Origin of the sequence: Bacillus sp. BHET2 (assembly GCF_005938125.1) — a bacterium.
Lineage (GTDB): Bacteria > Bacillota > Bacilli > Bacillales > Bacillaceae_B > Rossellomorea.
Window position 1 is genome coordinate 406,748 of sequence record NZ_VCQN01000002.1, and the last position, 25,688, is coordinate 432,435.

Genomic DNA, 25,688 nt, shown 5'->3' on the forward strand with positions numbered 1-25,688 from the left:
TCCTCGTACCTTAAGGAAACGGATGCGGTTTTTGATTGAGCTTATCAAATGTCAATGACCGGTCGGCATATCCCAGTTCCGCCGGGACGTTGAGGACTCTTTCCAGGCCTTTCAGTCGGGTAAGATGATGCCCGAATGTCATGGGAAGCATGCCGGGAATCAAGACTTTTACGCAGGACAGTCCGTTCTTTTCCAGTTCCGGTGCGGTTTGGTCAACGACAATGACATCAAGGTTCCGGCTTCGGAATGTTTCAAGAATATCCTTCAGGTCATCCGTCAAATCGGTATGATCAGACTTCCCATCGAATTCTTCTTGGAAACTTCGTAAAGGCCGGCTGTCATCCTGTAAAAAGGTGAAACGTTCTTCGGCCTGGGGCAATCCGTACAGCATGCCGTGATCATCCATCTGCCTTACGAGGGAATCATCGTATAGCATCTTTTCATATTTCGCTTTGTTCTTCTCCAATTTTCCATCGAGATTCAGCATCATCCCGGCGAGCTCCTGAATCGCGCTTTTGGCCGCTCTTACAGGGTCAAGATGGGCACCTGCCGCGAGGATCAGATTCAATCCCGTATCCTTCCTGTTCTTGGCCATGGCAAAGACGCTTGGGATTCCGTGCTCCATGGTGGAGTTATATAAATATAGATCATACCCTGCGACCGCCCGCATCCGTTCAATCATTAACTCGAGCTCCTCGTCCTCTGCTGTTAAAGGATCAAGATGCGGCAGGTTGAGTTCTGCATACCAGGTCAAAAGGAAAGAATCCCGTTCGACTACCTCCAAGATTCCATAAAAAATCGCTTCCTCCCTGCTTCCGCCAAGGGCACAACCGTTGGACGTTTCATAGACAAAACCGGACGAACCGCAGCCCAGACTGTAATATGCAAGGAGCTCAGGAACGAGAATCGGCCGCTCTTCGATGAGTGAGTACCCCCACACCCAGTCGATTGCCCTGTCAGGGTCGAACTTTTCAAATGGGAATCCCGGCATGGCGTACTGTTCGTCGGTGTGCACGCCGACCTCTAAAGGATTCAGTGCACGTTCCTCCACGTTCAGGTAGCTGTCATGGACAACCGTCCGTTTACCACGGGGCTCCAATCCGCAGTGACGCTCCAACCCTTCAAGGATGGCAGTCAGTTCGCTGTCTGAATAAACTTGAGTCCTTCCCGCCGTCCCTTCATCCCCGGAGAGCATCGGCATATTGACGCTCGCATCGGCAAACGGCGTCACCAGGTCATACATTTTGCTGTTAAAAAGTCCGGTCCTGTTATCCAGATAGTCATTTACAAGAACAGATTTTATTTCATCCAGGGACTTACATCGGAAACTGCCGGCACGGATTTTCGGACTTGACTTGAGGGTCACACGGGCTAGTTCCGCTGAATCATCCGGAACCTGGCTGCAGCTCGGGCAAAACGAGTCGGGAACGAATGAGTGCCAGGAACTGTTCAATGTTTTCAATTCTGTTAAACACACCCGTCCTTTTGAATGGGGCTTTGCACCTTCCAGGACCCTGACAGCTTCTGCTGCGATGATGTGAGACATATGCGCTAATCCGGTATTCGAAGCCCACGGATCTTTCGTCATTCCACCAATTTCAGCGAGTTTCCCCTGTACCGCCCGCATCTCATGTCGTTCCTTTCCTCCAAGGAGACGTCGCAGATCGCCACATTGTGAGCAACCCGGTGTTTCGGGCTGAACCAGCGGTCCGATGACCCCCTCTCCAAACGAAACGAAGCCTCTCAGCCAAGGAACCTGCTTCCCCCTCATCACTTCTTCTGCCATTTGATGGACAGCAGGATTCCATGAATCATCTAATACCAACACTAAATTTGTATTTGCAGGAAGTCTCGTTTCAACGCTTTTTTGCCTGAAAACGGGGTACCGGGCAGACAGTTCGGCACAAACACGGTCCGAAAGCATCCCCTCCCCCACGATCACTACGAAAGAACTCATTAGGCTTCCTCCTCTCGCAGCAGCACACTAAACACGCCTTCCAGCTCCTGTTTAAAAGCGGGTTCTATATCCAGTTCATACACCACTACCTGTTTCTGCTTCCTTTTCAAGGTGTTGATTGCTTCTTTCAGCTTTTCAGGCTGGACCCTGTCTGCACCGGATGGAAAGGAGATTCTCTGCACATTCTCTCCCTCCAAAACAACGGCAACAGGGTTTGCGTCGAAAGCTTCCTTACCGTTCTGGGCTTGAAAGAGTGCTTGCTGCAGAGAGTTCCTCATCGCCATGGTGATCGTGAAGCCGGTATTTCCGTACCAGCCATTCTTTCCGCGAACATAGACAACCGGAAATCCAGACAAATCTTCCCCTAACCCGATGTCAGGTTCCTTCTGCATCGTGGTCAGAGCCTTTAGATAAAACCGGCATGTTTCATCTTCAACCTCATCTAGATCAAGACGGGAAATGATATTCCTTTGAACAGATTCTCTTTTTCTCAGCTCATCTGTCAAACACTTCTGCAGGCCGCGGCCCACGCATTCAACGAACGTCGCGCCCGTGCAGACCGCCATGTGATCACCTGTCTCATGAGGTACGATCAATTCACCTAATCTTGAGGCGTATCTCTCTATTCCCCTTAACCCTGCTTCGCGGCGTGCCTCTGCATGGGTCAAAGCATTGAATACCATCTCATCCAGCAGTTCTGCCGGACCTTCAGACCGTCCGTCGACAGGCTGGACACGGCATTGAGCGAGCGGCAGCTGCTTCGTATCCCCTTCCTCCCATACATGAAAGATTCCTGTCTCTTTTGACGTGAGCAGACTAAAGAAATACAGCAGTTTTTCAGGATCAGACCTTTCTGTCACATGTTCCAACCTGGTTTCAAGATTCAGAACAGGTTCAGCCCCAAGTCCGGTTTCCAAGGGATGTGGGAAAAAGGAATGCCAGCTTCCTTCAAGCGTTTCTGTATTAAGCAGAAAGATCCGGTTACGCTGATCAGATTTTGACACCCTGGTTATCTCTTTAAATAATTCAAAGACGATCATATTCGCAAGCATCGCTCCAGGAACCGCCGACTCAGCCGGAAGCTCATCTTCTTTTCCCAAGGCGGTCGTGTGGATGCGCCTCCATGCGGATTCCCATCCCGCATCGGAATCAGGATGAATGATCGGTCCTGCAATCCCTTTCTGTTTGTGACAAATCGCAGGGATAAAAAGCTTCTTATTTGTCCTGCAAATCGCCTGCAGCAGATCAAGTTCCTCAAGTTTTTCGTTTTGAGTCACATATAAAATCGCATCGTATTGCCTTAGAATCTCCAGCCATCCCCCCTCACTGAACCTGACTTCCAGGAGCTCTACCTCCGGATCTGTCTTGCGGGCATGGTCCACAAGTTCCACGAGCCTTTTTCTGTTCGTCGGTACCTCATCAGTCACGAGAACCCGCAGCTTTGACAACCCAGATTCAATCAATGCTGAAACCATTGACGTCAGAAAAGGACCAGATCCCACTGCCAGGACATCTGCATAACGATAGGTTTCAAACCGTGAAGCACTTGAATCTGTCAAACTATCGACAAACTCAATTTGTGATGCGAATTTTTCCACTGCATGTTGGGGCAGGTCATGGGGCAGGTCCCTGCTTACGTCCCGGACGAATCCATTCCTATGCAATACCTCTGCCATTTCCATGACTCTGTTTTTATAAGGTTCAGGCAGTCCATTCGTCAAATACTCAAGTGAGTACTCCCCATTGAACATTGGCAGTAGCTTCTCAACCCATTGGTCAATTCCACTTCCCTCCATATGGAAAGAGCATAGATTATTCCTAAAATAAACACCGGTGTTTGGTTCAGGTAGGTAAAACATGTCCCTCGTTACTTTCAAACGCATAGAAGGGTTCAATTTTTCCATAGCGCTCCTCCTTAGCCCAGCTAATCTCACATGTATTTTGGCAGTCATTACCATCCTATGAATCTCAATTTGTCCCTTATGTATAAAATAAAGACCCCTGCACAGACTCATACAGGGATCCATCTGAAAACGATATTTTAAAAGCGGATTAACGCCCGCAGCGCCCACATCTGCCGCAACCGCCACATCCACCACATCTTCCGCAGCCTCCGCAACGGAAGCATCCACCGCAGCCACCGCAGCCAAAACAGCTGAAGAAACAGGAGAATCCAAAGCCAAAACAACCTCCAAAGAAAAGTCGTTCGTCATTTGGATCATACATGTTTTGATCCCAGGAAACAGGTTGTGTTGCCTGGAAATCACCTACATACAAATTTTGAAGTTCATTGTGAAAATTATTCATCATTACCACTCCTCCCAAACAAAGTACCCAATGAAAATATAGACCAATAAATGGAGCTTTTCATGAAGAAATTCTGTCATTTAGGCAAAAACACTGTAAATGTGAATCATCCTCAACAATTTATGTAATCTTGCTGGGTATTGTTACTGATACAAAAGCCTATTTTGCAGGGACATGATGTAAAAAAGAACATCAAAATACTCCAGTCAATAGACCGGAGTTAATTCGTAATTGTTTGAGAAGCGATTGAAGGGGGCAAGGATTGGTGCAGATGTGCTGCATGTGCATTTTAGCAAAGCAGATTTAGTAAAGGATAAAAGAGGTAATATAGGGTTTGCTGTTGACGCGACCTTCTTTTCCTGAAAAGTCGAAGTCTGGAAGCGGTCAGCGGACCTACATAATTCGGAGGATCAAGGCATTTCAGATTGCCGTTTCCTATCTGGATGATTCGGTCAACTAAAAGAGCCGGCATCTGCCGGCTCCTCTTAAGTCTTATTTATGATTTCTGCACACTTCTCTTAAATCTTTCATCACTTCTTCTTTCTCTTCCCACGAATAAATCGAAGCACCAGCCGCCAGTGGATGTCCACCGCCATTGTATTTCTTGGCGATTGTATTGATGATCGGTCCTTTCGAGCGGAGACGGACTCTGATTTGATCGTCTTCTTCAATAAAGAATACCCATGCTTTCATGCCTTTGATGTCGCCTAACGTGCTAACCAGCAAGGAAGCTTCTGAAGGTACCACTTCAAATTGTTCCAGGATATCCTTCGTCATGACCATCATTCCGCAGCCATCCCCATCGATTTCGAAGTTTTGCAGAACGTATCCGTGAAGCTTCGTAACGGTAGAATCGACTTCGTACATACGATTAAATAATTCATTCCGGTCAAAGTTGAATCGAATCAGTTCACCAGCGATATCAAAGGTTTTCTGTGTCGTGCTTGGATACAAGAATCTTCCCGTGTCTCCCACAATCCCGGCAAACAGGAGTCTTGCTCCTTCGTCCGGCAGGGTCAATCCTTTATCTTCTCCGAATTGGTAAAATTCATAGATCATTTCACTGACGGAACTTGCAGATGTATCGATCCATAGGTGATCCCCGTAGGCATCCTCGTTTGGATGATGATCGATTTTCACTAACTTGTCCCCGAGCTTATAGCGACGGTCACAGATTCGTTCTTCGTTGGCCGTATCACAGACGATGATCAGGGCACCTTCGAATACAGAATCTTCGATGACGTCGAGGCGCTTTAGGTAATGAAGGGTCTCTTCTTCTTTCCCTACTGCGTAGATGTTTTTCTCCGGGAAAGAGGTTTTCAGCATTTCAACAAGTCCACCCTGTGAGCCGTATGCGTCCGGATCGGGTCGGACATGTCTATGTACGATGATCGTTTCATATTGTTTGATGAGGTTCAGGATTTGTTCTTTCATGGAAATCTCCTTTGTAGTGGAATTTTTATTTGGCATTCTGTCCGGTTATCTGTAAAATAGTAGCGAGAGATGTCAACGATGGAGGACTAATATTATGTATTTTCTCGCACTACTGATTGTCGTTACGTTCACTTTTTATGTCTTTTATAAGATTAAACAGGTGAGAAGTAGACGACCTATGGAAAAGAAATGGTTATCTGCAAAGGCAAGTATTGCCCTTGGATTGTTTGTTGCGCTGTTTGGTCTCAATCAGCTGTTTTTATTTCCTTCAACCCTGACGTATTTTATCGGTGGCCTTTTCACTCTGATTGGACTTGGAAGCTGCTGGGCTGGGTTTAAGATGTATAAGCATGTACTTCCTTATGCTCAAAGAGAAGCGAAGGAACTTGATAATCAATAAGGTTACATGAAAGACTAGATGTTCAATCTAGTCTTTTTTTGTTATTCATAAACTTTATTGCTTTTTATGGAGCGAGTGCTGGTTGATTTCCGCTGCAGGTGCTCGCTTTCCGCGGGGCGGGAGTTGAGCCTCCTCGGGCTAAAGCCCTGCGGGGTCTCAACTTGTCTAGCTCCGGCGGCTAGCCCCTCGAGGTCATAAGCTAAATGGTCCAAGAAGGCAAAAAACGCCTTCTTAGGCCCATTCATCTTATGCTTGTCGGGGCTGTGCAAGCCGCCTCCGCTTTTCGTAATTTCCCGCTTTTCCCGTCGGAGTCGAGCACCTTCCGCTTCAATCAACATAAGGGTTATCTTCATCTGATACCTTACTCTGCGCAATATCGATAAAATGCCCTAATGCCGGTCAATAAGCTGACAAATCATGAGGGATTTTCCCATTAACACACCTTCGCTATAAACCTCTACATCCACTTTACCAAATTTCCGTCCGACGTCGAGTACTTTTGGATGAATTTCGAGCGTGCTTTCCATTTGGACCGGTTTGATGAAGTAGATGGTCATGTTTTCGATGACCAGGTCCCCTTTTTTGAATGGCTTCAGGGCGCGGTTGGCCGCTTCTGTCATGAGGGTGGTGAACACTCCGTATGAGATGGTTCCGATTCCTGTTGTCATCTGTGGTGTAACGGCGAAAAGGTAGACTTCTTTATCACCCTTTTTCTCTGCGGCGACTTCCACTCCATTACTGATAAGATCATCAATTGTTTCACCAACCTGAGGCTGTCTTTGAATCATTTGCAGCGCCTTTAAGACGTCCTGGCGGCTGATGATTCCTTGCAGCTTGTTTTGCTCATTAACGACAGGCAGTAATTCGATCCCTTCCCAGATCATGATATGAGCGGCAGAGGCGACACTCGTATTCGGGCTGACCGTGATCGGGTGTTTCGTCATGACTTTATCAATTCCAATGGTTTTCTCTTGTCCCATTATGTCTTTAGACGTGACCATGCCGTGTACCTTCAGGTTATGATCGACGACTGGGAAACGGCTGTGGAACGTATACTGATTCTTTTCGTACCATTCCTCAAGCGTATCATTGATATCCAGGTAAGCCGTATCATCAGCTTTTGTTAAAATGTCTTCCACTAATACGATCTCTTTCTTAATAAGCTGATCGTAGATGGCTCTGTTGATCATGGTGGCGACGGTAAAGGTGTCGTAGGAAGTGGAGATGATCGGGAGCTCCAGTTCGTCTGCTAGCTTCTTGACATGATCGTCTGCGTCGAATCCCCCTGTGATGAGAACTGCCGCACCTGCCCGTAATGCGTGTTCCTGGGCCTGGGTCCGGTTCCCGATGATCAATAAGTTCCCGGCTTCCGTGTATCTCATCATCGCTTCAAGCTTCATGGCTCCAATGACAAACTTGTTGAGCATTTTGTGTAACCCTGAGCGGCCTCCCAGTACTTGTCCATCAATGATATTGACGACTTCAGCATAGGTGAGCTTTTCGATGTTTTCTTTTTTCTTCTGTTCGATGCGGATCGTTCCGACGCGCTCAATGGTGCTGACATATCCTTTTGTTTCGGCGTCTTTAATCGCTCTGTATGCGGTTCCTTCACTCACGGCCAATGCTTTCGCAATTTGACGTACGGAGATTTTTTCACCGACAGGTAAGGTATCAATATACTCTAGTATTTGTTCATGTTTTGTAGCCAAGCTTTTCACCCTTCTTTGTAACGTCCTACTTCTTACGTTCATTATAATGTGAAAAGCTTGGTGTTTCAATTTAATCGAGGCTCTCGGGAGTAAAAGCCCTACTTGTTATAAGAACTTTGTTACTTTTGTATGAAGCGAGTGCTGGTTGATTTCCGATGCAGGTGCTCGCTTCAATCAACATTAGCCTTCGTTACAATCAATTTCTCATAAAATATTTCTCTTTTAATAACCTCATCCTAACGATGTAGTATGTTTGGTCACGTTCTATCATATGAGAGGTTACTAGACTTGTAATCAGATGTAACAGACTCACTTTTTTCGCAATCTTTCCCAATCTGCGACTCTTTCTTGATACACTATTTAAAAGGTCCTCTTTAAGGAAACTGTGGATCAATTTAATGGGAGAAGGAGAGATACATATGGTTAAGAATTTATTTGATTTAACTGGTAAGGTAGCAGCCATTACAGGTGCTACTCGTGGTATTGGACAGTCTATGGCAATTGCGCTGGCAGAAGCAGGAGCAGACATTGCCTTACTTCAAAGGAATCCGGAATCGACTGATGTGAAGGAACAAATCGAACAGCTTGGTAGAAAATGTTCGATTATACCATGTGATCTTGAAAAGGTAGAAGAAGTGAAATCGGCTATTCCCGGTGTGATTTCTACATTTGGGAAAATTGATATTTTAGTAAACAATGCTGGTATTCAGCGTCGGTCGCCTTCCGTGGATTTTCCTGAATCCGATTGGGATGATGTTCTAAATATTAATTTAAAAGTGGTCTGGTTATTATGTCAGGAGGCAGGACGTCACATGGTTGCGCAGGGAGGAGGCAAAATCATTAACACCGCTTCTCTTCTTTCTTACCAAGGAGGACTGACCGTTCCAGCTTATGCAGCAGCAAAAGGCGGTGTAGCACAACTTACGAAAGCTCTCTCCAATGAATGGGCAAAAGAGGGTGTGAATGTAAACGGGATCGTTCCAGGTTATATTGCTACAGACATGAATACTGCCTTAATTGATGATCCCGTAAGAAGTAAACAAATTCTTGATAGAATTCCAGCAGACCGATGGGGAAATCCGGATGATTTCAAGGGAACCGTGGTCTATTTAGCTTCTGATGCTTCCAATTATGTACATGGTCATTTAGCAGCCGTTGATGGCGGATGGCTCGGAAGATAGTTCAGTGATTTGAGTTTGAATCATTTTAAAAATATCCGATAGAAAGGTCACTGAAAAGGTGAGCTTTCTACCGGATTCTTTATTACGGGAAGAACTTTTTGATTTTCAAGAAGAGACTGCTGGTTGATTTTCGCTGCAGATGCTCGCTTCAATCAACTTCATAGGTACACTTCTACAAAACCGATTAATAATATACTTTTGAAAAAACTCATCCAAATGATCTTGATTTCACCTTCCGCACTGTCTTCGTTTTTCCTTTTGTACCCTTTCCTGTTCCTTTAGGCGTATAAAGCAGGGCTGCAAGGTTTCCGGCTATGACACAGGTGGCGAGGATGAGCCAGCTGATGGCGAAGGTTCCTTCGAGGCCTTGTGCAAAGATAGACATGCGGGGAGCTCCGTAGTATATGAGGGCTCCTGTTATGAGTAAACAGAGAATATATCGTTGTTTCACACGTTCTTCCTCCTCTCTGGGCTTGTATCATGTATATGCGGGTGAGGAGAATATGTTGTGTAAAACGAGAAAAAAGGATGATGCAAGCGCACCACCCTTATCTCTTAATATTCGATTACGTCTCCTGCATTCATGACCTGTCCTTCAGAATCCTCGAGCATGTCGACAAATTTATGTGGATCCTGTTTGATTGGCGGGAATGTATTGTAGTGGATTGGCACGACTTTCTTCGCTTTTAAGAAGCTTGCAGCAGTTGCCGCATCTTCAGGTCCCATCGTGAAGTTATCTCCGATTGGAAGGAAAGCGAGATCGATTGGGTGACGTTCCCCGATCAGCTTCATATCTGAGAATAATCCGGTGTCTCCTGCATGGAAGATTGTTTTCCCTTCAATCATTAAGAGAAGTCCTGCCGGCATTCCCATATAGATGATTTCATTGCCGTCTGTAATCAGACCGGAGCCGTGGAATGCTTGTGTCATTTTCACTTTACCGAAGTCAAACTCATAGGCACCACCGACATGCATCGGGTGGGTTTTCACAAGTTGCCAGCTCAAGTACGTCGCAAGTTCATGGCTCGCAATGACCAATGAATCATTTTTTTTCGCGAGTTCTACCGTATCCCCTACGTGATCGTTGTGACCGTGTGTAAGGATGATGACATCGGGCTTTTCGTCATCCACATTAAGGTCTGTCAGTTCATTTCCGTTGATGAATGGATCGATTAGAATCGTTTTACCATTCGTTTCGATTTTCACTACTGAATGTCCATGATATGAAATCTTCATTTTGTATCTCCTCCATATAAACTTATCTAGTCAATTTTCTTATTCTCGTATCCTACTTTATGTTATACCCGAATTTTATACTTTTAAGCGGAATTGAGTGAGTGCTGGTTGATTTCCGCTGCAGGTGCTCGCTTTCCGCGGGGCGTGAGTTGAGCCTCCTCGGGCTTCGCCCTGTGGGGTCTCAACTTTCCCGCTTTTCCCGTCGGAGTCGAGCACCTTCCGCTCCAATCAACTGAAGGGCGTATCCTTGGTCACTTCAAATATCCTACTTCGTTTTCCTGAAACACATACAAAAAAAGCCGACTGAACATTTTCATGCAGTCGGCTTCGTGGTGTTATTGTTGTTCTAATTGTGTTTTTGTATCTGAGTAGTCTACGTCTTGTGCTTCGGCTACTGCTTGGTATGTGACGTATCCGTTCAGTGTGTTGATCCCTTTTAATAGTGCTTCGTTGTCTAGGGATGCTTTTTTGTAGCCTTTGTTTGCGATTTGAACCGCATAAGGTACTGTTACGTTTGTTAATGCGATGGTAGACGTACGTGGTACGGCACCAGGCATGTTGGCAACGGCATAGTGCACAACGCCGTGCTTCGTGTAAGTTGGATCGTCATGCGTTGTGATGCGGTCTGTTGTTTCGAAGATTCCACCTTGGTCGATGGCGATATCGACTACAACTGATCCTGGCGTCATCGCTTTGATCATGTCTTCTGTTACCAATTTAGGTGCTTTCGCTCCTGGAATCAGTACAGCTCCGATAACAAGGTCCGCTTCTCTAACAGCTTGTTCGATATTTAACGGGTTAGACATAAGTGTCGTTACGTCACTTCCGAAGATATCATCAAGCTGACGAAGGCGATCCGGGTTAAGGTCAAGGATCGTTACATTGGCACCAAGTCCAACAGCCATTTTCGCGGCATTCGTACCAGCAACTCCTCCACCGATGATCGTTACTTTACTACGGCGAACACCTGGTACACCTGAAAGTAATACACCTTTCCCACCGTGGATCTTCTCTAAGAACTGTGCACCGATTTGAGTCGCCATACGTCCAGCCACTTCACTCATCGGAGTCAATAATGGAAGGGCACGATTCAGTTCAACCGTTTCGTACGCGATTCCGATCACTTTATTATCAATTAACGCTTTCGTTAATTCCGGTTCTGGAGCAAGATGTAAATATGTAAATAAGATAAGCCCCTCGCGGAAATAAGAGTACTCACTTGAAAGTGGCTCTTTTACCTTCATGACCATGTCCATGGACCATGCTTCCGCTGCAGAATCGACGATGTGTCCGCCTGCTGCTTTGTAATCTTCGTCTGTGAAACCTGAACCCATTCCTGCTCCTGCTTCAATGTAAACCTCATGTCCGAATTGAACAAGATTCACAACACCAGCCGGGGTCATAGCCACACGATTTTCGTTGTTTTTAATTTCCGTTGGTACACCAATACGCATACTAAGCCAACCTCCTAAATGCACTATTGCTCCTTGGAGCATTCACTTCCTAAATATAACACTATTCATATATAATAGCGAAGGGCAATTACTCACCCTGTAAGCACTTACATTCTAACAAATAAATAAGGAAATATCTCTATTTTTTTCGAAAAAATAAAATGATTATTTCTTCGCTTTTTTGCAAAGATTCTTTAAAATAGAAACCATGCATCCTAGTATACAGAAGAGGAGACTTTTTTTATGAAACAACCGATGATTGAACGGCTCGGACTCGAAAAGGTCCCACCCGAATTAAAATCAACCACCTGGATCGAATACTTCATTATACAGCTCGCCTTCTCAGTGAACGCAGGAAACTTCCTCATCCCGGCACTGGCCGTCATGGAAGGCGGACTTTCCTTTCAGGCAGCATTTCTTGCCACCGTACTCGGGGCAAGCGTAGCCTTCCTATTCGTATCATTCCTGTCACTACCGGGCTCCCGCTACGGCCTGCCCGCTCAATACGTCCTAAGATCCATCATCGGAACCCGGCTGTCGATGCTCATCGCATCCCCCATCCGGTCCCTGACGTCCCTCTACTGGTTCAGCGTCCAGACCATCGGAGGAACCTTCGTCATCATCTCCATGGTGGAAAAAGTAACACCTTATACGATTCCATTCGTTCCCGTTGCCATTGGACTCGCTATTATCATGACACTACTTGCCTTGATCGGTTTTGAAGCAGTCAAGAAAGCTACGAAACTATTTATTCCGATTCTCGTGATTGGGCAGGGGATCATCCTGTACCTGTTCCTGACAGAAGGAGCAGGTTCCCTTATGACGCTAAACCAAGGGCAGGAACCATTCTCGATCGGAACGTTCTTATTCTATTCAAGCCTCGTCTTCGTCCAATACATCTCAGGCGTCAGCGCATCATCTGACATCACCAGGTACAGCAAGAGTGACCGTCACGGATTTTGGGGACTGTACAGTGGAAACGTCGTCGGATTCATGATGACCGCACTGCTTGGAGGATTGAGTGCAAGTTTGTTTGAGAATTTGAACCCATTCGTGGCAGCGGGTCAACTGACCGACTCCAGTATGCTTCTTTTAGTGATCACGGCTTGTGCGATGGTATCGATGATTTCGATTAATCTTAGTAATGCGTATACAGGGGGATACAGTTTGCTTAATGCATTGCCGTCCCTATCGCGGATTCAGAGTGCATTGTTGTTCAGTATTGCTGGAATTATTTTAAGTTCTTTCCCGCAGTTGGTTTATAATGCGAAGGAGTATATTTCTTATCTGGGGATCCTGATTATTCCGATTTCGGCGATTGTGGTGGCTGATTATTTGGTTATTAGGAAAGGGAGAATTTCTGAGAATGCGCTTGTTCGGCTTGCGAGTGGGGAGTCGAATTTTAATCGGGAGGCGTTGTATGTTTTAGCAATAGGGATGGTGTTTTATTTGGTGATTCCGGATGGTTGGTCGCCAGGGTTTAGTTGTTTTATTGTTACTTGTGTTGTTTATGTGGTTAGTAAGATGCGAAGTGGGATGGAAGAACAGAATCCTATTCAGAACTTGGTTAAGTAAAGATAATGAAACTTTAGGTAAGGTTCACTCTTTGCTTGCAAGGACTTCTCTTTCAATTTTGAAACACACAGGTTAATAACTTTTCTGTTCTCCACATGTTCAGAGTGTAGTGTGGAAACAATTGGGATGCAGAGTGTGATTTTATATTATATAAAATAAATGTCTATGTTATTTTTACCACCACCCATGCAATTTCCAGTGTTCAAATAAATATATCAACCTATTACTAATTAATTCTTTTATGATATTCTATACTTTAGTCAACTTTTTAATTTCTTTAAAAGACACTGCTTGAACCCCTAATACCCCCATGAGGTTATGTAAAGCCTCAGCAATTGCTACAGTTACCGCCCAGTAAACCAAAGGTGTATCAATTAATGTTGAAAGAGTCTCGGCATCAACTTTTCCTTTTCCATAAAATGCACCAAAAGTATAAATTGCTATCATTCCATATCCAACGGTCTTGTAGACAAATGCCAGTTTATCTAATACAAAAACTACCAACAATAAAATGTTTGTCATACTCCCACCCCCAACTGCTTAACTTTACCATTAACTCTTTATATCAAGTATATATTTAATGTATTTTCTGCTTCCATGTCAAATATATAATGGATTCTTACATTCTTTATTTTAAAAGGTTTTATTAAATTCATAATAAGAAAAGGAAACCACTTAGATCAGAGCTACACCCTCTATCAAATCGCTGTTGTTTTAGTAGGATTCGACATGGAAAACAACTGTAAAAATTCAGATCTGGCCATTATTGCTTACCCATGCCGATGGTCTAACCCCAATATCGTTACTTGATGAGTATCTCTTTTCCTAAAATTGTTATACTGTAAATCCTCTTCAAATGATTAATATTCATTGCAATAACTACTTCTAATAAATTCATGCAGCTTATTTAAGTCTTTAAATTCAATTATTTCATCAAAATCACTATTAGTTAAAGCTTTTAAGTACCTTTTTTCAGCAGTATCAGTAGAACCTCCCACAAAAATTTCTTTATGAATATAGTCAGGGGGAGTATCTCTACTTATTATATCACTAGAGATGTGAATATACTTTAGGTCTGGGTAAAACTCGTGTGCTGCTTTTATAACTGCTTGTACCATCTCTAACGGTACTTCATTTCCCAACCAAATAGCTTCTTGAGCGTCATAATTTTCTTCCATGTTAAGAATAGGTTTATAGACTTCAGAAACAAAACCTAATCTCTCGTATTGATTAACCAACATTGCAGCTTGTGGTTTTTTTCCATTTACACTTACCTTATATAGCTCTTTGTTCATTTCATTTCCTGTTTTCTCTATTTTCACACTCGTTTTTTCAGTATCTTGCTTGTAGCCACTTGCAGAGTAATTAACTTTACCTATTTGTCTTTTTAATTTCCTCAAACTTCTATTTAACTGCATTTTTTCTTTGTTTAGTTGTTTATTTGCATTTTGATAATATTCTAAAACTGGAACATCAACAGTAGATTGTGTTCTATTATCAAAAGAGCGAATAAAGTTATTCTCATCTTTATAATCAGAAGGTGCATACAGCTTATTATGATGATTTGTAACTAAGCGAAAAAAAATAGCTAAGACCACTATTGGAAATAAAACTATAAACAAAACTAAAATTAAATTTAGACTATAGTTAAGTTGAGATTTTATTATAACAACGGCTGCTATACCATCCACTAAAACTAAAAACAATCCAATTATCCCCAGAGGGTTATTTATAAATGCTTTAAATTCTCCTAGTTTATCCTTCATTTAATATCTCCTATTTTCATTGAACGCTATATTTTTAATCATATAGAATATGCATAACCCTTTTCTAACATTAAACAATTCGTTATATAGCACTATTAATACTAAAAAATAAATACATATTGTTTTCTAACCTAAGTTTTAGTGAAAAATTATTTCTGTAAAAATTCAAATTGGGTCTGACCCCAATATCCAAGTTACTTCTAAATCCTGCCCTATTCTACTGAAGATAATTTAGTTCCTATAATCAATGCTATTTATTAAATGATCTCTGCCTTAAATAATTTAAATATACCATTATAGCAACCAGTAATCCCCATAATCCCACAGTATATCTTAGAGGATGATTATTTATTATCAGCCCCAAAAATGGAAGGTTAATTAAAATATCATTTACAATAAATTTCAATCCCCTATAGCTAAGTAATACTGTCAACAAAGAAGTTACAATAAATATAAATGATTCATTTCTTTTTATTTGAAAATCCCTTTGTTTATCTATATCGTCTTTTAATTCAATAAACAATTTTTCAACTTTTTCTAATAAGGAAGTTGTATTAGTTTTGTTCAGTAAGGCTTTATAAAATTCTTTAGGACTTCCATCTTATTGGAATAAAGATTCCTCACTATACTTTAACCTTATTAGATTCATGTTTTTTTTTACCTTATTATAATCAGAAAGTGTATTATAACTATTCGAATTTAAGTCCTCCAATGTTTTTCTTAAGAAGAATTTCTTAATGAAAGTCAGTTCGTAAAACCTTAAATATTCAAACATATACTGCCAGGTCAAGCCCTTATACACCTTGTTTAATTCTTCTTCATATAGTTTTTCTTTTTTCAGCTCTTTTTCTTTCTCTTTCAAACTATCAACAGCGTGTGGATCGAAAAGCATATGGTTTATTGATAGTATTCCAGTATGACCATTTGCAAAAAAGTTCATATGTTTATGGCTTTCCGTCAATGTACTTTGTAGGATATTTTCCATATCCTTAGATGAAAAGTGCTTTATATATTCAGTAGAGCTGTTTTTCAATAGGGCAAAATAATAGTTTTTATTCTTGTTGATAAATTGAGCATGTTCCAAGTTTTTATTTCTGTTAAAATCTCCAATTACCCATGATGTCTGCTTGAAGTCAGGATTCGAAAAGAATTTAGCTGAGCAAATATTTTTGATTAAATCCTCGTAGTAACTTGTTATATCAGCAATAGATACCGATTCTTTTTTTTCCTTTTTCCAATAGTCTTTTGACTTGTACTCTTTTTGAATAGGGTAAAATTCAACTGTTTCAAACGTAATTACAGAAGGTGGTTTTTCGCCAATATTCCCTATCGATTCTTCTGTGATGGAAAGCATAATATTTATAGTAACAATACCATCTCTATAAAATGTAACCAGGATTGTAGGCTCAACAAATTCACCGTTTAACTTTGCAAGAAAAGGTATTAATGTAAATCTTGCTTGGTTAAGTGATTGGTCTTTTTTTAAATAAGCAAGGTCAGTTGCTTGTATATATTCTTCTGTATCTAAAGAAAGATGATGAAGGTGTCTTTCTACTGGATTTATAATATGATTTATGGCGAAGGTTTTTCCATTATCACTGAAAAGTTCTTTATGGTAATAGTAGTCTTCTTTAATCTCTTGTTTGTATGTATGTTCAATGTCTTCTTTAGAGTATTTTCCTGAATTTGGATCTAATATGGAATACGAAATACCGTGGAGACTCTTCTCCTTGACAGGGACTTCCCTCGTATAAAACCCTTGTTTTAAATTAATATATTTAGCATATCTTTTATTTTCTATACCTTTTTCTTTAGAGACATCAATATAACCAAGAAATGAATAAGATTCTTTTATTTCCTTAACAATCTTCTCAAACTTTTCAGGAGGAAAGGTCATTATAGAATATTGGTTAAATATTTTGTAAAACATTAATTTCTCCCTTCTAATAAAAAAAGGAATTAGACTTCCAGCTCAAATTTCCAAAGAAATCTCTCGTAACGAGGGTCACCTCAATATCCCTATTTTAATTGAAAATTAAAAACTTAGATTAAAGGAGCACTACTATTCTATTTTAAGAGTGAGTGGTAGTGCTTCTTCTCCATTGTTCTATGCTAGGCTATAATTTCTTTGTTAATACTGCCCCCTGTCATTTTAAGGTCATCTAATACGTCCTCATATAAATCCATAAGCTCGATTATCATTAAAGAAAGATCCTCTTTCGCAGCTCTTCCTTTCTGAAAAATTCCTCTTGAGCCATCCGGAACAAGCAAACTATTTCTATACACATCTTGTTCGTATATCCTCTTAAGAAAGAAAAGAGAATTTTCCAGTAGCTTTAAAGGAGTATTGGAATACCAATAGCTTTTGTCTTCCATGTGATACATGAGTGCAGCTATGTCATAGCTGCTTAAATTTATTTTATGTTCCGAGTCAGCTTTGAGGGTTTTGAGAAGCCTAACAATCTTCTTAAAGTTTGCAGCTGCACTTGTATCTTTATCGTCTAGGAGCTTGTTATGATAAAAAGGAGTATTGGATAGTGTGGTCTTTTCCTTATAATTAAGGACCATTACTCCTCTATAATAATCCAACCTCGTTTCTCTGTACTTTATCGTGTCATACCAATTAGATGGGACGACATCAACTTTTCTTCGAAGAGAACCACCTTGGATTCCTATCGATTTTGCACCTGCATTATCCACATCTGCAGCAGGAAAAGCTTTTTTCAATATTGCAAAACTCGCTTCTCTTAAGTCACATAAATCGTTAACCGGGTTCCCTTGGTATGGGAGCGATGGCTTCAAAGGGGATTCCAACGTTACAAAACTCTTATGAATCGTCAAGATATCAATGTCACTATGGGCTCGGATATGAGTATTATTTGTTACTGAACCTTGATATTTGTACTCAACATCAAACCCCTTATCTTTTAGGGAGTCCAACTGATTTTTAATTCTTTCGCCTTCACCAAGAGTTATATCTGTCGATTTCTTGTCTACAGCTTTCATGGCCCCTAGAACATATTTGATACTTGACCCTTCGCTTATGTATTCATAGGACTCGATAAACATGCCAGCACTCTTCTCTAAAAGAACATCATCCTGCCTTCGTTTCTTAAGCGCTTCGAGTCGTTTCTGATAGTTTTGCTTTTCCATCTTTTTCCCTCCTAATTAAACACATCTCTCCGTGAGATTGCCTATCTTTATTGTTGTTAAAATAGTATCCCTCTGCAGTTTGCTGATCTTCCGAAAATGTTAGAACGCAAAACCCTTCATGATTTCTCATGTCACTATCTGCAGTAGCATTTGTATTATTTTGATAGTGGTATGACAATCTATATCCATCCCCAGGGAAATGTTTAATCCCACCGGTAATACTTAAAGACTTCGAAGAAGAATTCTTTGTCTTTAATGTGATAAGGACCCTATCCCAAGTTTGTTTAATGGTTATAGTCCCTTCCCAATTGTATTCTTTTCCCTGAGCACTATTCTTCGAAAGTCCATTTAAATCCCATTCACCTTCTATATTAGGGAAGTTATAAATTTTCCTAAAGGTTTTCAATTTCCAAATTACATGGTTTAGTAACAGATAGAGCAAACCAAAAATAGTAATGCTACTAACTGGAAAAGATATATATTCCCATTTATGTATATATGTTGATATCACCCCTGATATAGAACTCGAGAAAATAGCCAAAAAGAAATATATTTGTCTTCGGGGATGATCAACCACAGTATATTCATGCACGATTGTTCCTCCTTACTATGTTGAACTTATTACATTATACACAAAATTTGGTATTTTATGTTTCTTTTTAACTATTTATCTACCAGAAAAACCATTTTATGTCGAATTTCTTTGTATACAGAAGAACAATTTTTTCAACTACGAGATGAGATTTACATTGCTAATGCTGATGCTTAAATTCAGGTCAGACCCCCGGCAAGAAAATGGGTCAGACCCCCGGCAAGAAAATGGGTCAGACCCTCTGTACATTAAAGTTTCACAGTACTGATGGTCTGACCCCATATCTACATAAAGGGCTATTCACTAGAAGTTGCTTTTTTCTTAAATTTCCTGCTTCTCCTTTTGAAGTCGCAGTAAACTGTTCTCAATATCTTGGAGAACTTCTTTATTTGTCTGATGAATTTGAGCGATGTTTTCCCTCAGTTCTCCCTCTGATTTGTATAGAGGGAAATAAGTTTCAATATGGTTTTCACGCGTAAAGGTGGAGTTAAATTCCTTAAATAGGCCATCGATTTCTTCAAGTATAGTTTCTAGTTCTTTTTTCAGTTTGTGCTCAGATATCATGTCTGAAATAGCAGAAATACCGTCAAGCAGTGCTGGAAGTCCTTGAAGGAAATTGCCGAATTTCACAAATGCCTCGCCCCTTTTCATGGCTTGCCACGGCTTGAATTTCATTGGCAACTTGGCCATATCCCTCACTTTTAGAATCGCTTGGGATAAGGTTTTCGAGGATTGGGATGCAAGCTTGGAACCTAGTTTTGCTCCTGCCTGTCCTGAAAATTTAAGCAGCTTGCTTTGAATGTCACTGTGGAAAGATAAAGACGATTCTATACTTTTTAATAAGTTCAACTGCTCATGGAAAAGGGATTCAGTATGCTTTTGGATGATAATGTTCATTCTTTCGCTTAGAATATGTCCATCTGCTCCGATTTTGACTTGTACTCTATTCTTCAAGTTATCTGTATTTGTACAGGAGTTAATAGCTGAAAAAATATCTTCCCTCAGGTTCAATATTTCCTCCTTGATATTTCTGTATTTCATCGTTATATCTCTGCTGAATTTTTCTATTTTCAGATCCAGATCCTCCAACTGATGGCTGCTTAATTCAACACTTTTCTTTATATCATCCCGTGTTGCTTCAAGCTGGCTGATGGATTGAAGGATGGCATCTTTAATTACGCTAATACCTGCATTTCTCAACAGCTCATTCTTGAATTCTTGAAAAACGGGGTCAGACCCCCAGCTCATTAACGCTTCACCATACCGAGGGTCTGACCCCAATATCAATAGAATAATCCCCACAAGCGAAATCATTCATCTCCTTAAATCAACCTGGGGTTAGACCCCCAGCTCATTAACGCTTCACCGTACCGAGGGTCTGACCCCAATATCTTGACCCCAATATCTAAAACCACTGGAGAACTATACCTTGTTAAATGTCCATATTGCAAAAAGAAAACAACCGGAAAAGCTGCCAATTGTAAATGGTGCGGTAAATGGATATCAGATAGGAGTTAATCAAAAAGCTTGAAAATTAGGGTCTGAACCCAGTTCATTAACGCTGAACAGCACTGAGGGTAAGACCCCCTGCACACTGTGATAATAAAAAAGCTCCTTCTCCCTGCAACATAATATTGCCATGGGAGTTGGAACTTCATTTATATTAATTGTAATGTAATCAAGAATTCATAATAATACAACTTGCTTCTTTGTTATATACTTACCCTACTAAACTTATTATTCTAAATTGATGCGTACCGAGGGTCTGATCCCAATATCACCAAAAACCACTAAAAGGGACAAGGCGGCCGCCTTGTCCCTTTTTAACACTATTCGCAGTGAACATAACACACTCTCTCACCTTATATGTGCCAGTTCCCCGCTGTTCTTATCTAAGCACGCAATAATGCTCCATTTGGCTCTTTTAACTCTTGCTCTACTATTTGATTCATCTTAGAGAAGTGGTCCAGAAATTGTTGTGCCAGCTCTTGTTCCTCTGTGTCACTTTTCAATGAAACGATGTCGCGCAAAATCTGAGCCATCCACGAATTATCAAAATAACGGTACTTGCCTGTATTCCAAGTCGTTTTTTGAGGGGATTTTTCATTGACGTAGTACTTCCAAAAAGGCATCTGCTTCGATTCCTCGTCAGTAAGTTGGAGTCTGTAATGGGAATGGGCAGGAATATTCCCATCTTCACAAAGTTTACCGATGAAATTATCCTTCACCATATAGACACCTAATATCCGTCTGTCTTTTTCAGGCATGCCGGGATCGACCGCTGTCAGCAGGACCGCACTGTTTTGGTGTAAGCGACTGGGTTTGTTTGGCTTACCCTTATTATTACCACTTTTTATTTCACCAGAGGAAACCGACCAATCTGAAAAGGAGCTACTCTGTTCTTCTGTATCGCACCTGTAAACCATCTGCGATTCGGGATGAAGTTTATTGAAAATTGGGGTCAGACCCCAGATACATTAATGCTTCACTGTATCGAAGGTCCACCCCCATGCACCTTATCAATTTGCTCTACTTTAAATTTTCTTTTACGTAGTTCATGAATCTTTACAAATAACACTAACTTTTCCTCCAAAAATCCTAACTTCCAGTAAAGTAACGTCACTATTTATTTTACTAAAGTAATAGGTTGATTGACAAAAGTTTAAATCTTATCAAGCAAAAACTGTCAACTCTATTCTAGCGTTCACAATAGTGAGGTTCCTTAATTCTCATACATAATTACTGCTATAAATATTTCATTGTTTCCATCATACGCACCGCTAACTTTAATATCTATAACCTTATTAGAATACGTATTCAACACATCATTTATTTTATTTTCAAGACCATTTGTAGTAGACGCTTTCACTACACTAACCTGCATTTTAAATCACCTCCCACATACCTAATTCAAGATAAACGAGAGAATACCCTCTAAAACAATCTAATTATGTAATATTTTGTTATTTTAATAGGAAATATATGCTATAATACTGTAGAACCCTGCATTGACAAGCAGGGAGGTGATAGCATGGCTAAGACGCAAAAAGGTAACAAGATTGTCTCAGTGAAGCCTTATACTCGCAAGGTAAAAGGTGGTAAAACTGTTAAAGTTCCCGGACACCGTCGTTCAACGCCTAACTAATCCTCCTGAGCTAGATCAAACTTCCGATAAGGCAGGGTTCTTTTTTTTATAAACACAGTAAAGGAGTTAAAATATATTGATATTAACTGAAAATCCAGCATATCGACTTCATGAAATTATGAAAGAGGTATATACAATCACTTCTCCAAATAATGTAACGATTTCTTATAGAGATTTATGGGCCAAAGTTTTTAATTTTGATCCTACTAATAATGACGCTTTACTTGTTGCAACTCACTCTTTATTAAAACTGTATTTAAAAGTAAAGGATCGTATAATTAACAACGAAATGCTAAATGATGAAATGAACCTGCGACATCTTAAGAAACTTGAAGTAATAGTAATGAGGTACAACTTAGAAACAAATTTCAACAAGGCTCATCTTTCAACAGACACTATGACTGCACTACATTATATAAATAAATCCTTTGCATTGGTCTATGGAGTTGAACAAACTGCAATTTCAGAAGAAACACAAACCGAATTGTTAGATGAAGTTCGTTCACTAATTGACAATATTGCAACCTCTGAGTTACCTGTAGACATTAAAGAATTTCTTATTATGAATATGAGTAATATACAAGAATCATTAGTATTATATAAAGTTTCAGGTGCAGAGGGAATGCGACAGGCATTAGAAAGCACCATAGGCTCAATCATGTTAAACAGGAAACATATTGAATCGATGAAAGAAAATCCTGACGTAAAAAGCTTTTTAGCTTTTATTGGAAAAACAATAACTATCATTGAATCTGTTAACTCGATTAAAGAACTAGCTTCGCCTATTATTTCTGTCTTATTAGGCGGAGGCGAGTAATAGAGAGGTCACAGGATCTCTCTTTTCTAATTTCCCCACTAACACAAAAAGGACCCACCCCAGAAAGAATGGGGTCAGTTCCCCAGTTCATTAACACTTCATCGTACCGATGGCCTGACACCAATATCAAGATGTCCAAAAACCACAAAAAGGGACAAGGCGGCAGCCTTGTCCCTTTTCAACACTATTCGCAGTGAACCAAACACACTCTCTAACCTTATAAGTGCCAGTTCCCCGCTGTTCTTACTTAAGCACGCAATAATGCTCCATTTGGCTCTTTTAACTCCTGCTCCACTATTTGATTCATCTTAGAGAAGTGGTCCAGAAATTGTTGTGCCAGCTCTTGTTCTTCCGTGTCACTTTTCAATGAAACGATGTCGCGCAGAATCTGAGCCATCCACGAATTATCGAAATATCGGTACTTGCCTGTATTCCATGTCGTTTGTTGAGGGGATTTTTCATTGGCATAGTACTTCCAAAAATGCATTTGCTTCGATTCCTCGTCTGTAAGTTGGAGTCTGTAATGGGAATGGGCAGGAATATTTCCATCTTCACAAAGTTTACCGATGAAATGATCCTTCACCATATAGACACCTAATATCCGTCTGTCTTTTTCAGGCATCCCGGGATCGACCGCTGTCAGCAGGACCGCACTGTTTTGGTGTAAGCGACTGGGTTTGTTTGGCTTCCCCTTATTATTACCAGTTTTTATTTCACCAGAGGAAACCGTCCAATCTGAAAAGGAGCTACTCTGTTCTTCTGGATCGCACCTGTAAACCATCTGCGATTCGGGATGAAGTTTATGATTTTTCAAAAGTTTTTCATGACCTACTCGAAGCTCCTGGTATTTTCTTTGCCTTGCCTTTTCCTCTTCTTTCTGCATTTCTTCCTCTTTGAGTTCCATTTCCTGCTCGTGTAACATTTTTTCAAGTGAATTGGCAGCACTTTTATCATGTAGTTTCAAGTGCTGTCCAAATACATCCGGGTAAACAAATTTTTTATTTTCCGAGGCGAAATGTATTTCAACTACCGTATCATTATGTTTAACGATACTTCCCATACCAAACCGCTCATGTGTAACTTTCTTATTGATTAAATTCAATATATTAGTCCTCCTTGTATAATAACTCGGGTACTATTGCCTAAAAAGCTCACAAAAACTGTTTGAATTTTCCTTCGGAATAAATAAGATATTTAAGTAAACGTTCAATAAAAAAAACACCAGGTAATAATTATAGCATTTTTTTGATAAAAATACAACTTGAGTGTTGACAACCTATTTTAATGCGAGGTAAAATGAAGTTTTGTTTAAATCTTGATGATTGGTAAAACCCTGATTTTTTTGGTTTTTCTCGTCAAAATCCCCGGTTAAATGGGGAAGGATTCAATTTGTTTTTTGGTTAACTCGAGACGATTCCCATTCTACTTTTTAAGGTAGAGTGAGAACCATCCCCATCCACCCCTTTATTTTCATCATTCATCCCCTCAGCCAAGTACAGCTCCCAAAGCAACTCATCATCGTTCCCAAGGTGGTGCAGGTCGTGGCCGTGGATTTCGTCGTTCCTCTTCAATTCGTTTCGCTCCTTCTTTTTCCCAATTGCGTATGGTTTGTAGTATCGTTGTTTCCTCTACAGGATGTACATACATATCAGCAATCGTCGGCAAGTATTGACTCACTTTGATGTGGCTTCGATTCGCCTCTTCACTTGGTGATAATCGCACTCTTCCAAGTACTCGAACCAGACCGCCGCCGTGTCACGACTAAGCATTCGGTGAGGGTAAGTCCCCTGGATCACCTTCACCACTCCCCGAATTTCATGACCCCGTCACACGCTCCTCCAGCCTGTCCAGCATGTCGTCCAGTTCCTGCATCGTATCTCGGGGTGCTATGTATGACTCAAAGGCCTTCTCCAAATACTTCGGACTGTTGATCGTCAGCTTCGGATTGATGCTCTCCTGCTTGTCAAACTGCTCGTCCATAAAGGCAATCAACTCCATAGTCGGCATCTTGTTGGAGCTGATCCGCTCCATCGCCATCTGATCCACCGCTGTCAAGAGACGGCCTTTCCCCCTTCTGGCAACGAAATGTCCGATCAACTCCTGAAGCCTCTCTTCATCAGTAGCATCTTTGTTGTTGTTGTTGTTCTCTAAGCTCTCTTCTTTCTTTACGTTCTTAAGTCTGTTTCCACTCCCCATCTCTACCCGATTCACATCCTTTTCGCCATAAGGAGACATTCCGGAACCAGCCCCCTCTTCAGGCTGGTCATCACCGGAATCATCTCCCCTATCCTCTTTCACAGACATTCCCATCCACTCTAAATAATCCACGCAAGTATGGTCCTTCGTCGGTCTGAGCGTAAACACAAACCCATGCTGAAACTTCTCCGCCTTCAACAAGCCACACTCCTCCAACCGCTTAATCGAACGCTGAATTCGCGAATTCGAATACTCGTCAATCTTCTTCCCATTGTAATACCACAAATCCTCCCGCAGCTTCCGGATCGAACGGATATACTGCCTCTCCCCAAGCACCACACCTCCAACCTGAACCCCGCCTTGATACGTGGCATTCAACAGAATCCACACATACAAGCGAAGATCCTCCGGATGATAAAAGGTCTCCAAATCCAACATCTCTTGCTCTAATTTTCGCCATCCACTCATTCGAATCACTCCTGTTTCAGTTTGTATTCATCTTTTATATAGGGCGATTGGGTGGGAAAGGACACCTTAGGGAAATTTTTTCATAAAAAAAACATTCGGATGGGGATCCGAATGTTTTTTGGTAGGTTTATTATTAATTGCCCCTCTTGATAAGGGAAGATACTCAAGCTTTTTCCGTTAATCCAATAAGACTAACTATATTTAAACCTATTAAGATAGTCCGGGCCTAATCCTCTAATAAATGTTCTCCACCCTGATTTGCCTTGATATACTAATAGTAAGAATAGATCCGAGGGAA

General features: G+C 41.1%; 22 protein-coding genes and 1 pseudogene. 4 read left to right on the forward strand and 19 right to left on the reverse strand.

All coding sequences use genetic code 11. From position 1 onward, the window contains the following. Positions 1-10: 10 nt before the first annotated feature. From FGG79_RS11675 to FGG79_RS11690, 4 genes are all read right to left on the reverse strand, one after another. Positions 11-1,957 carry a TOMM precursor leader peptide-binding protein gene (locus FGG79_RS11675; protein ID WP_138778470.1) on the reverse strand — a complete coding sequence of 649 codons (1,947 nt, stop codon included), beginning with the start codon at positions 1,955-1,957 and terminating at the stop codon, positions 11-13. After that, a complete protein-coding gene (locus FGG79_RS11680) occupies positions 1,957-3,861 on the reverse strand; it encodes a putative thiazole-containing bacteriocin maturation protein (protein WP_138778472.1) in 1,905 nt (634 codons plus the stop codon). Before FGG79_RS11680 ends, FGG79_RS11675 begins: the two co-directional genes overlap by 1 nt. A gap of 148 nt (positions 3,862-4,009) precedes the next feature. Then, positions 4,010-4,264, reverse strand: a complete 255-nt coding sequence (locus tag FGG79_RS11685) for a heterocycloanthracin/sonorensin family bacteriocin (protein WP_138778874.1) — start codon at positions 4,262-4,264, stop codon at positions 4,010-4,012. 492 nt (positions 4,265-4,756) lie between these two features. Beyond that, positions 4,757-5,698: a DHH family phosphoesterase gene (locus tag FGG79_RS11690; RefSeq protein ID WP_138778474.1), complete on the reverse strand. Its 942-nt coding sequence runs from the start codon at positions 5,696-5,698 to the stop codon at positions 4,757-4,759. Between the two features lie 94 nt (positions 5,699-5,792). Here FGG79_RS11690 and FGG79_RS11695 point away from each other — a divergent pair, with 94 nt between their 5' ends. Next, positions 5,793-6,098, forward strand: a complete 306-nt coding sequence (locus tag FGG79_RS11695) for a YtpI family protein (RefSeq protein ID WP_138778475.1) — start codon at positions 5,793-5,795, stop codon at positions 6,096-6,098. Positions 6,099-6,487: 389 nt separating this feature from the next. Here FGG79_RS11695 and FGG79_RS11700 read toward each other — a convergent pair whose 3' ends face one another. Next, positions 6,488-7,807: a CBS domain-containing protein gene (locus FGG79_RS11700; protein WP_138778476.1), complete on the reverse strand. Its 1,320-nt coding sequence runs from the start codon at positions 7,805-7,807 to the stop codon at positions 6,488-6,490. Positions 7,808-8,226: 419 nt separating this feature from the next. Between FGG79_RS11700 and FGG79_RS11705 the strand changes: the two genes are divergently transcribed. Then, positions 8,227-8,988, forward strand: a complete 762-nt coding sequence (locus FGG79_RS11705) for an SDR family oxidoreductase (RefSeq protein ID WP_138778478.1) — start codon at positions 8,227-8,229, stop codon at positions 8,986-8,988. A 208-nt stretch (positions 8,989-9,196) separates the two neighbouring features. On the opposite strand, the gene FGG79_RS11710 is transcribed toward FGG79_RS11705, so the two are convergent. The 3 genes from FGG79_RS11710 to ald form a co-directional block, all read right to left on the reverse strand. Further along, a complete protein-coding gene (locus tag FGG79_RS11710) occupies positions 9,197-9,439 on the reverse strand; it encodes a hypothetical protein (RefSeq protein ID WP_138778480.1) in 243 nt (80 codons plus the stop codon). A gap of 104 nt (positions 9,440-9,543) precedes the next feature. Next, complete coding sequence (locus FGG79_RS11715; protein WP_138778482.1) at positions 9,544-10,224, reverse strand: metal-dependent hydrolase; 681 nt, start codon at positions 10,222-10,224, stop codon at positions 9,544-9,546. A gap of 335 nt (positions 10,225-10,559) precedes the next feature. Then, complete coding sequence (gene ald / locus FGG79_RS11720; RefSeq protein WP_138778484.1) at positions 10,560-11,678, reverse strand: alanine dehydrogenase; 1,119 nt, start codon at positions 11,676-11,678, stop codon at positions 10,560-10,562. Between the two features lie 243 nt (positions 11,679-11,921). Between ald and FGG79_RS11725 the strand changes: the two genes are divergently transcribed. Continuing rightward, positions 11,922-13,253 (forward strand): purine-cytosine permease family protein, encoded by a 1,332-nt coding sequence (locus FGG79_RS11725; RefSeq protein WP_138778486.1) that lies wholly within the window; start codon positions 11,922-11,924, stop codon positions 13,251-13,253. A gap of 249 nt (positions 13,254-13,502) precedes the next feature. Here FGG79_RS11725 and FGG79_RS11730 read toward each other — a convergent pair whose 3' ends face one another. From FGG79_RS11730 to FGG79_RS21785, 8 genes and pseudogenes are all read right to left on the reverse strand, one after another. Then, positions 13,503-13,775: a hypothetical protein gene (locus tag FGG79_RS11730; protein ID WP_138778488.1), complete on the reverse strand. Its 273-nt coding sequence runs from the start codon at positions 13,773-13,775 to the stop codon at positions 13,503-13,505. Positions 13,776-14,113: 338 nt separating this feature from the next. Beyond that, the gene (locus FGG79_RS11735) at positions 14,114-15,019 is read right to left on the reverse strand and encodes a hypothetical protein (protein ID WP_138778490.1); all 906 of its coding nucleotides are present in this window, start codon (positions 15,017-15,019) and stop codon (positions 14,114-14,116) included. 601 nt (positions 15,020-15,620) lie between these two features. Further along, the gene (locus tag FGG79_RS11745) at positions 15,621-16,949 is read right to left on the reverse strand and encodes a hypothetical protein (RefSeq protein WP_138778494.1); all 1,329 of its coding nucleotides are present in this window, start codon (positions 16,947-16,949) and stop codon (positions 15,621-15,623) included. A 182-nt stretch (positions 16,950-17,131) separates the two neighbouring features. Then, positions 17,132-18,172 carry a nucleotidyltransferase-like protein gene (locus FGG79_RS11750; protein ID WP_138778496.1) on the reverse strand — a complete coding sequence of 347 codons (1,041 nt, stop codon included), beginning with the start codon at positions 18,170-18,172 and terminating at the stop codon, positions 17,132-17,134. Further along, the gene (locus tag FGG79_RS11755) at positions 18,132-18,764 is read right to left on the reverse strand and encodes a Cap15 family cyclic dinucleotide receptor domain-containing protein (protein WP_138778498.1); all 633 of its coding nucleotides are present in this window, start codon (positions 18,762-18,764) and stop codon (positions 18,132-18,134) included. The genes FGG79_RS11750 and FGG79_RS11755 overlap by 41 nt, the downstream gene beginning before the upstream one ends. A 321-nt stretch (positions 18,765-19,085) precedes the next feature. Continuing rightward, positions 19,086-20,078 carry a LeoA/HP0731 family dynamin-like GTPase gene (locus FGG79_RS11760; protein WP_138778500.1) on the reverse strand — a complete coding sequence of 331 codons (993 nt, stop codon included), beginning with the start codon at positions 20,076-20,078 and terminating at the stop codon, positions 19,086-19,088. Between the two features lie 578 nt (positions 20,079-20,656). After that, a pseudogene (locus FGG79_RS11765) lies at positions 20,657-21,214 on the reverse strand (malate synthase); the annotation flags it as partial. A 272-nt stretch (positions 21,215-21,486) separates the two neighbouring features. Next, the gene (locus FGG79_RS21785; protein WP_171050900.1) at positions 21,487-21,648 is read right to left on the reverse strand and encodes a hypothetical protein; all 162 of its coding nucleotides are present in this window, start codon (positions 21,646-21,648) and stop codon (positions 21,487-21,489) included. 337 nt (positions 21,649-21,985) lie between these two features. On the opposite strand from FGG79_RS21785, the gene FGG79_RS11770 reads away from it, so the two are divergent. After that, on the forward strand, positions 21,986-22,726 hold the full coding sequence (locus FGG79_RS11770; protein ID WP_138778502.1) for a hypothetical protein: 741 nt from the start codon (positions 21,986-21,988) through the stop codon (positions 22,724-22,726). A gap of 247 nt (positions 22,727-22,973) precedes the next feature. Here the strand turns inward: FGG79_RS11770 and FGG79_RS11775 are convergent, their stop codons facing one another. The 3 genes from FGG79_RS11775 to FGG79_RS11785 form a co-directional block, all read right to left on the reverse strand. Further along, complete coding sequence (locus tag FGG79_RS11775) at positions 22,974-23,828, reverse strand: malate synthase (RefSeq protein ID WP_138778504.1); 855 nt, start codon at positions 23,826-23,828, stop codon at positions 22,974-22,976. Positions 23,829-24,126: 298 nt separating this feature from the next. Beyond that, complete coding sequence (locus FGG79_RS21790) at positions 24,127-24,297, reverse strand: hypothetical protein (protein ID WP_171050901.1); 171 nt, start codon at positions 24,295-24,297, stop codon at positions 24,127-24,129. Positions 24,298-24,541: 244 nt separating this feature from the next. Next, the gene (locus FGG79_RS11785) at positions 24,542-25,390 is read right to left on the reverse strand and encodes a hypothetical protein (RefSeq protein ID WP_138778507.1); all 849 of its coding nucleotides are present in this window, start codon (positions 25,388-25,390) and stop codon (positions 24,542-24,544) included. Positions 25,391-25,688: the final 298 nt, after the last annotated feature.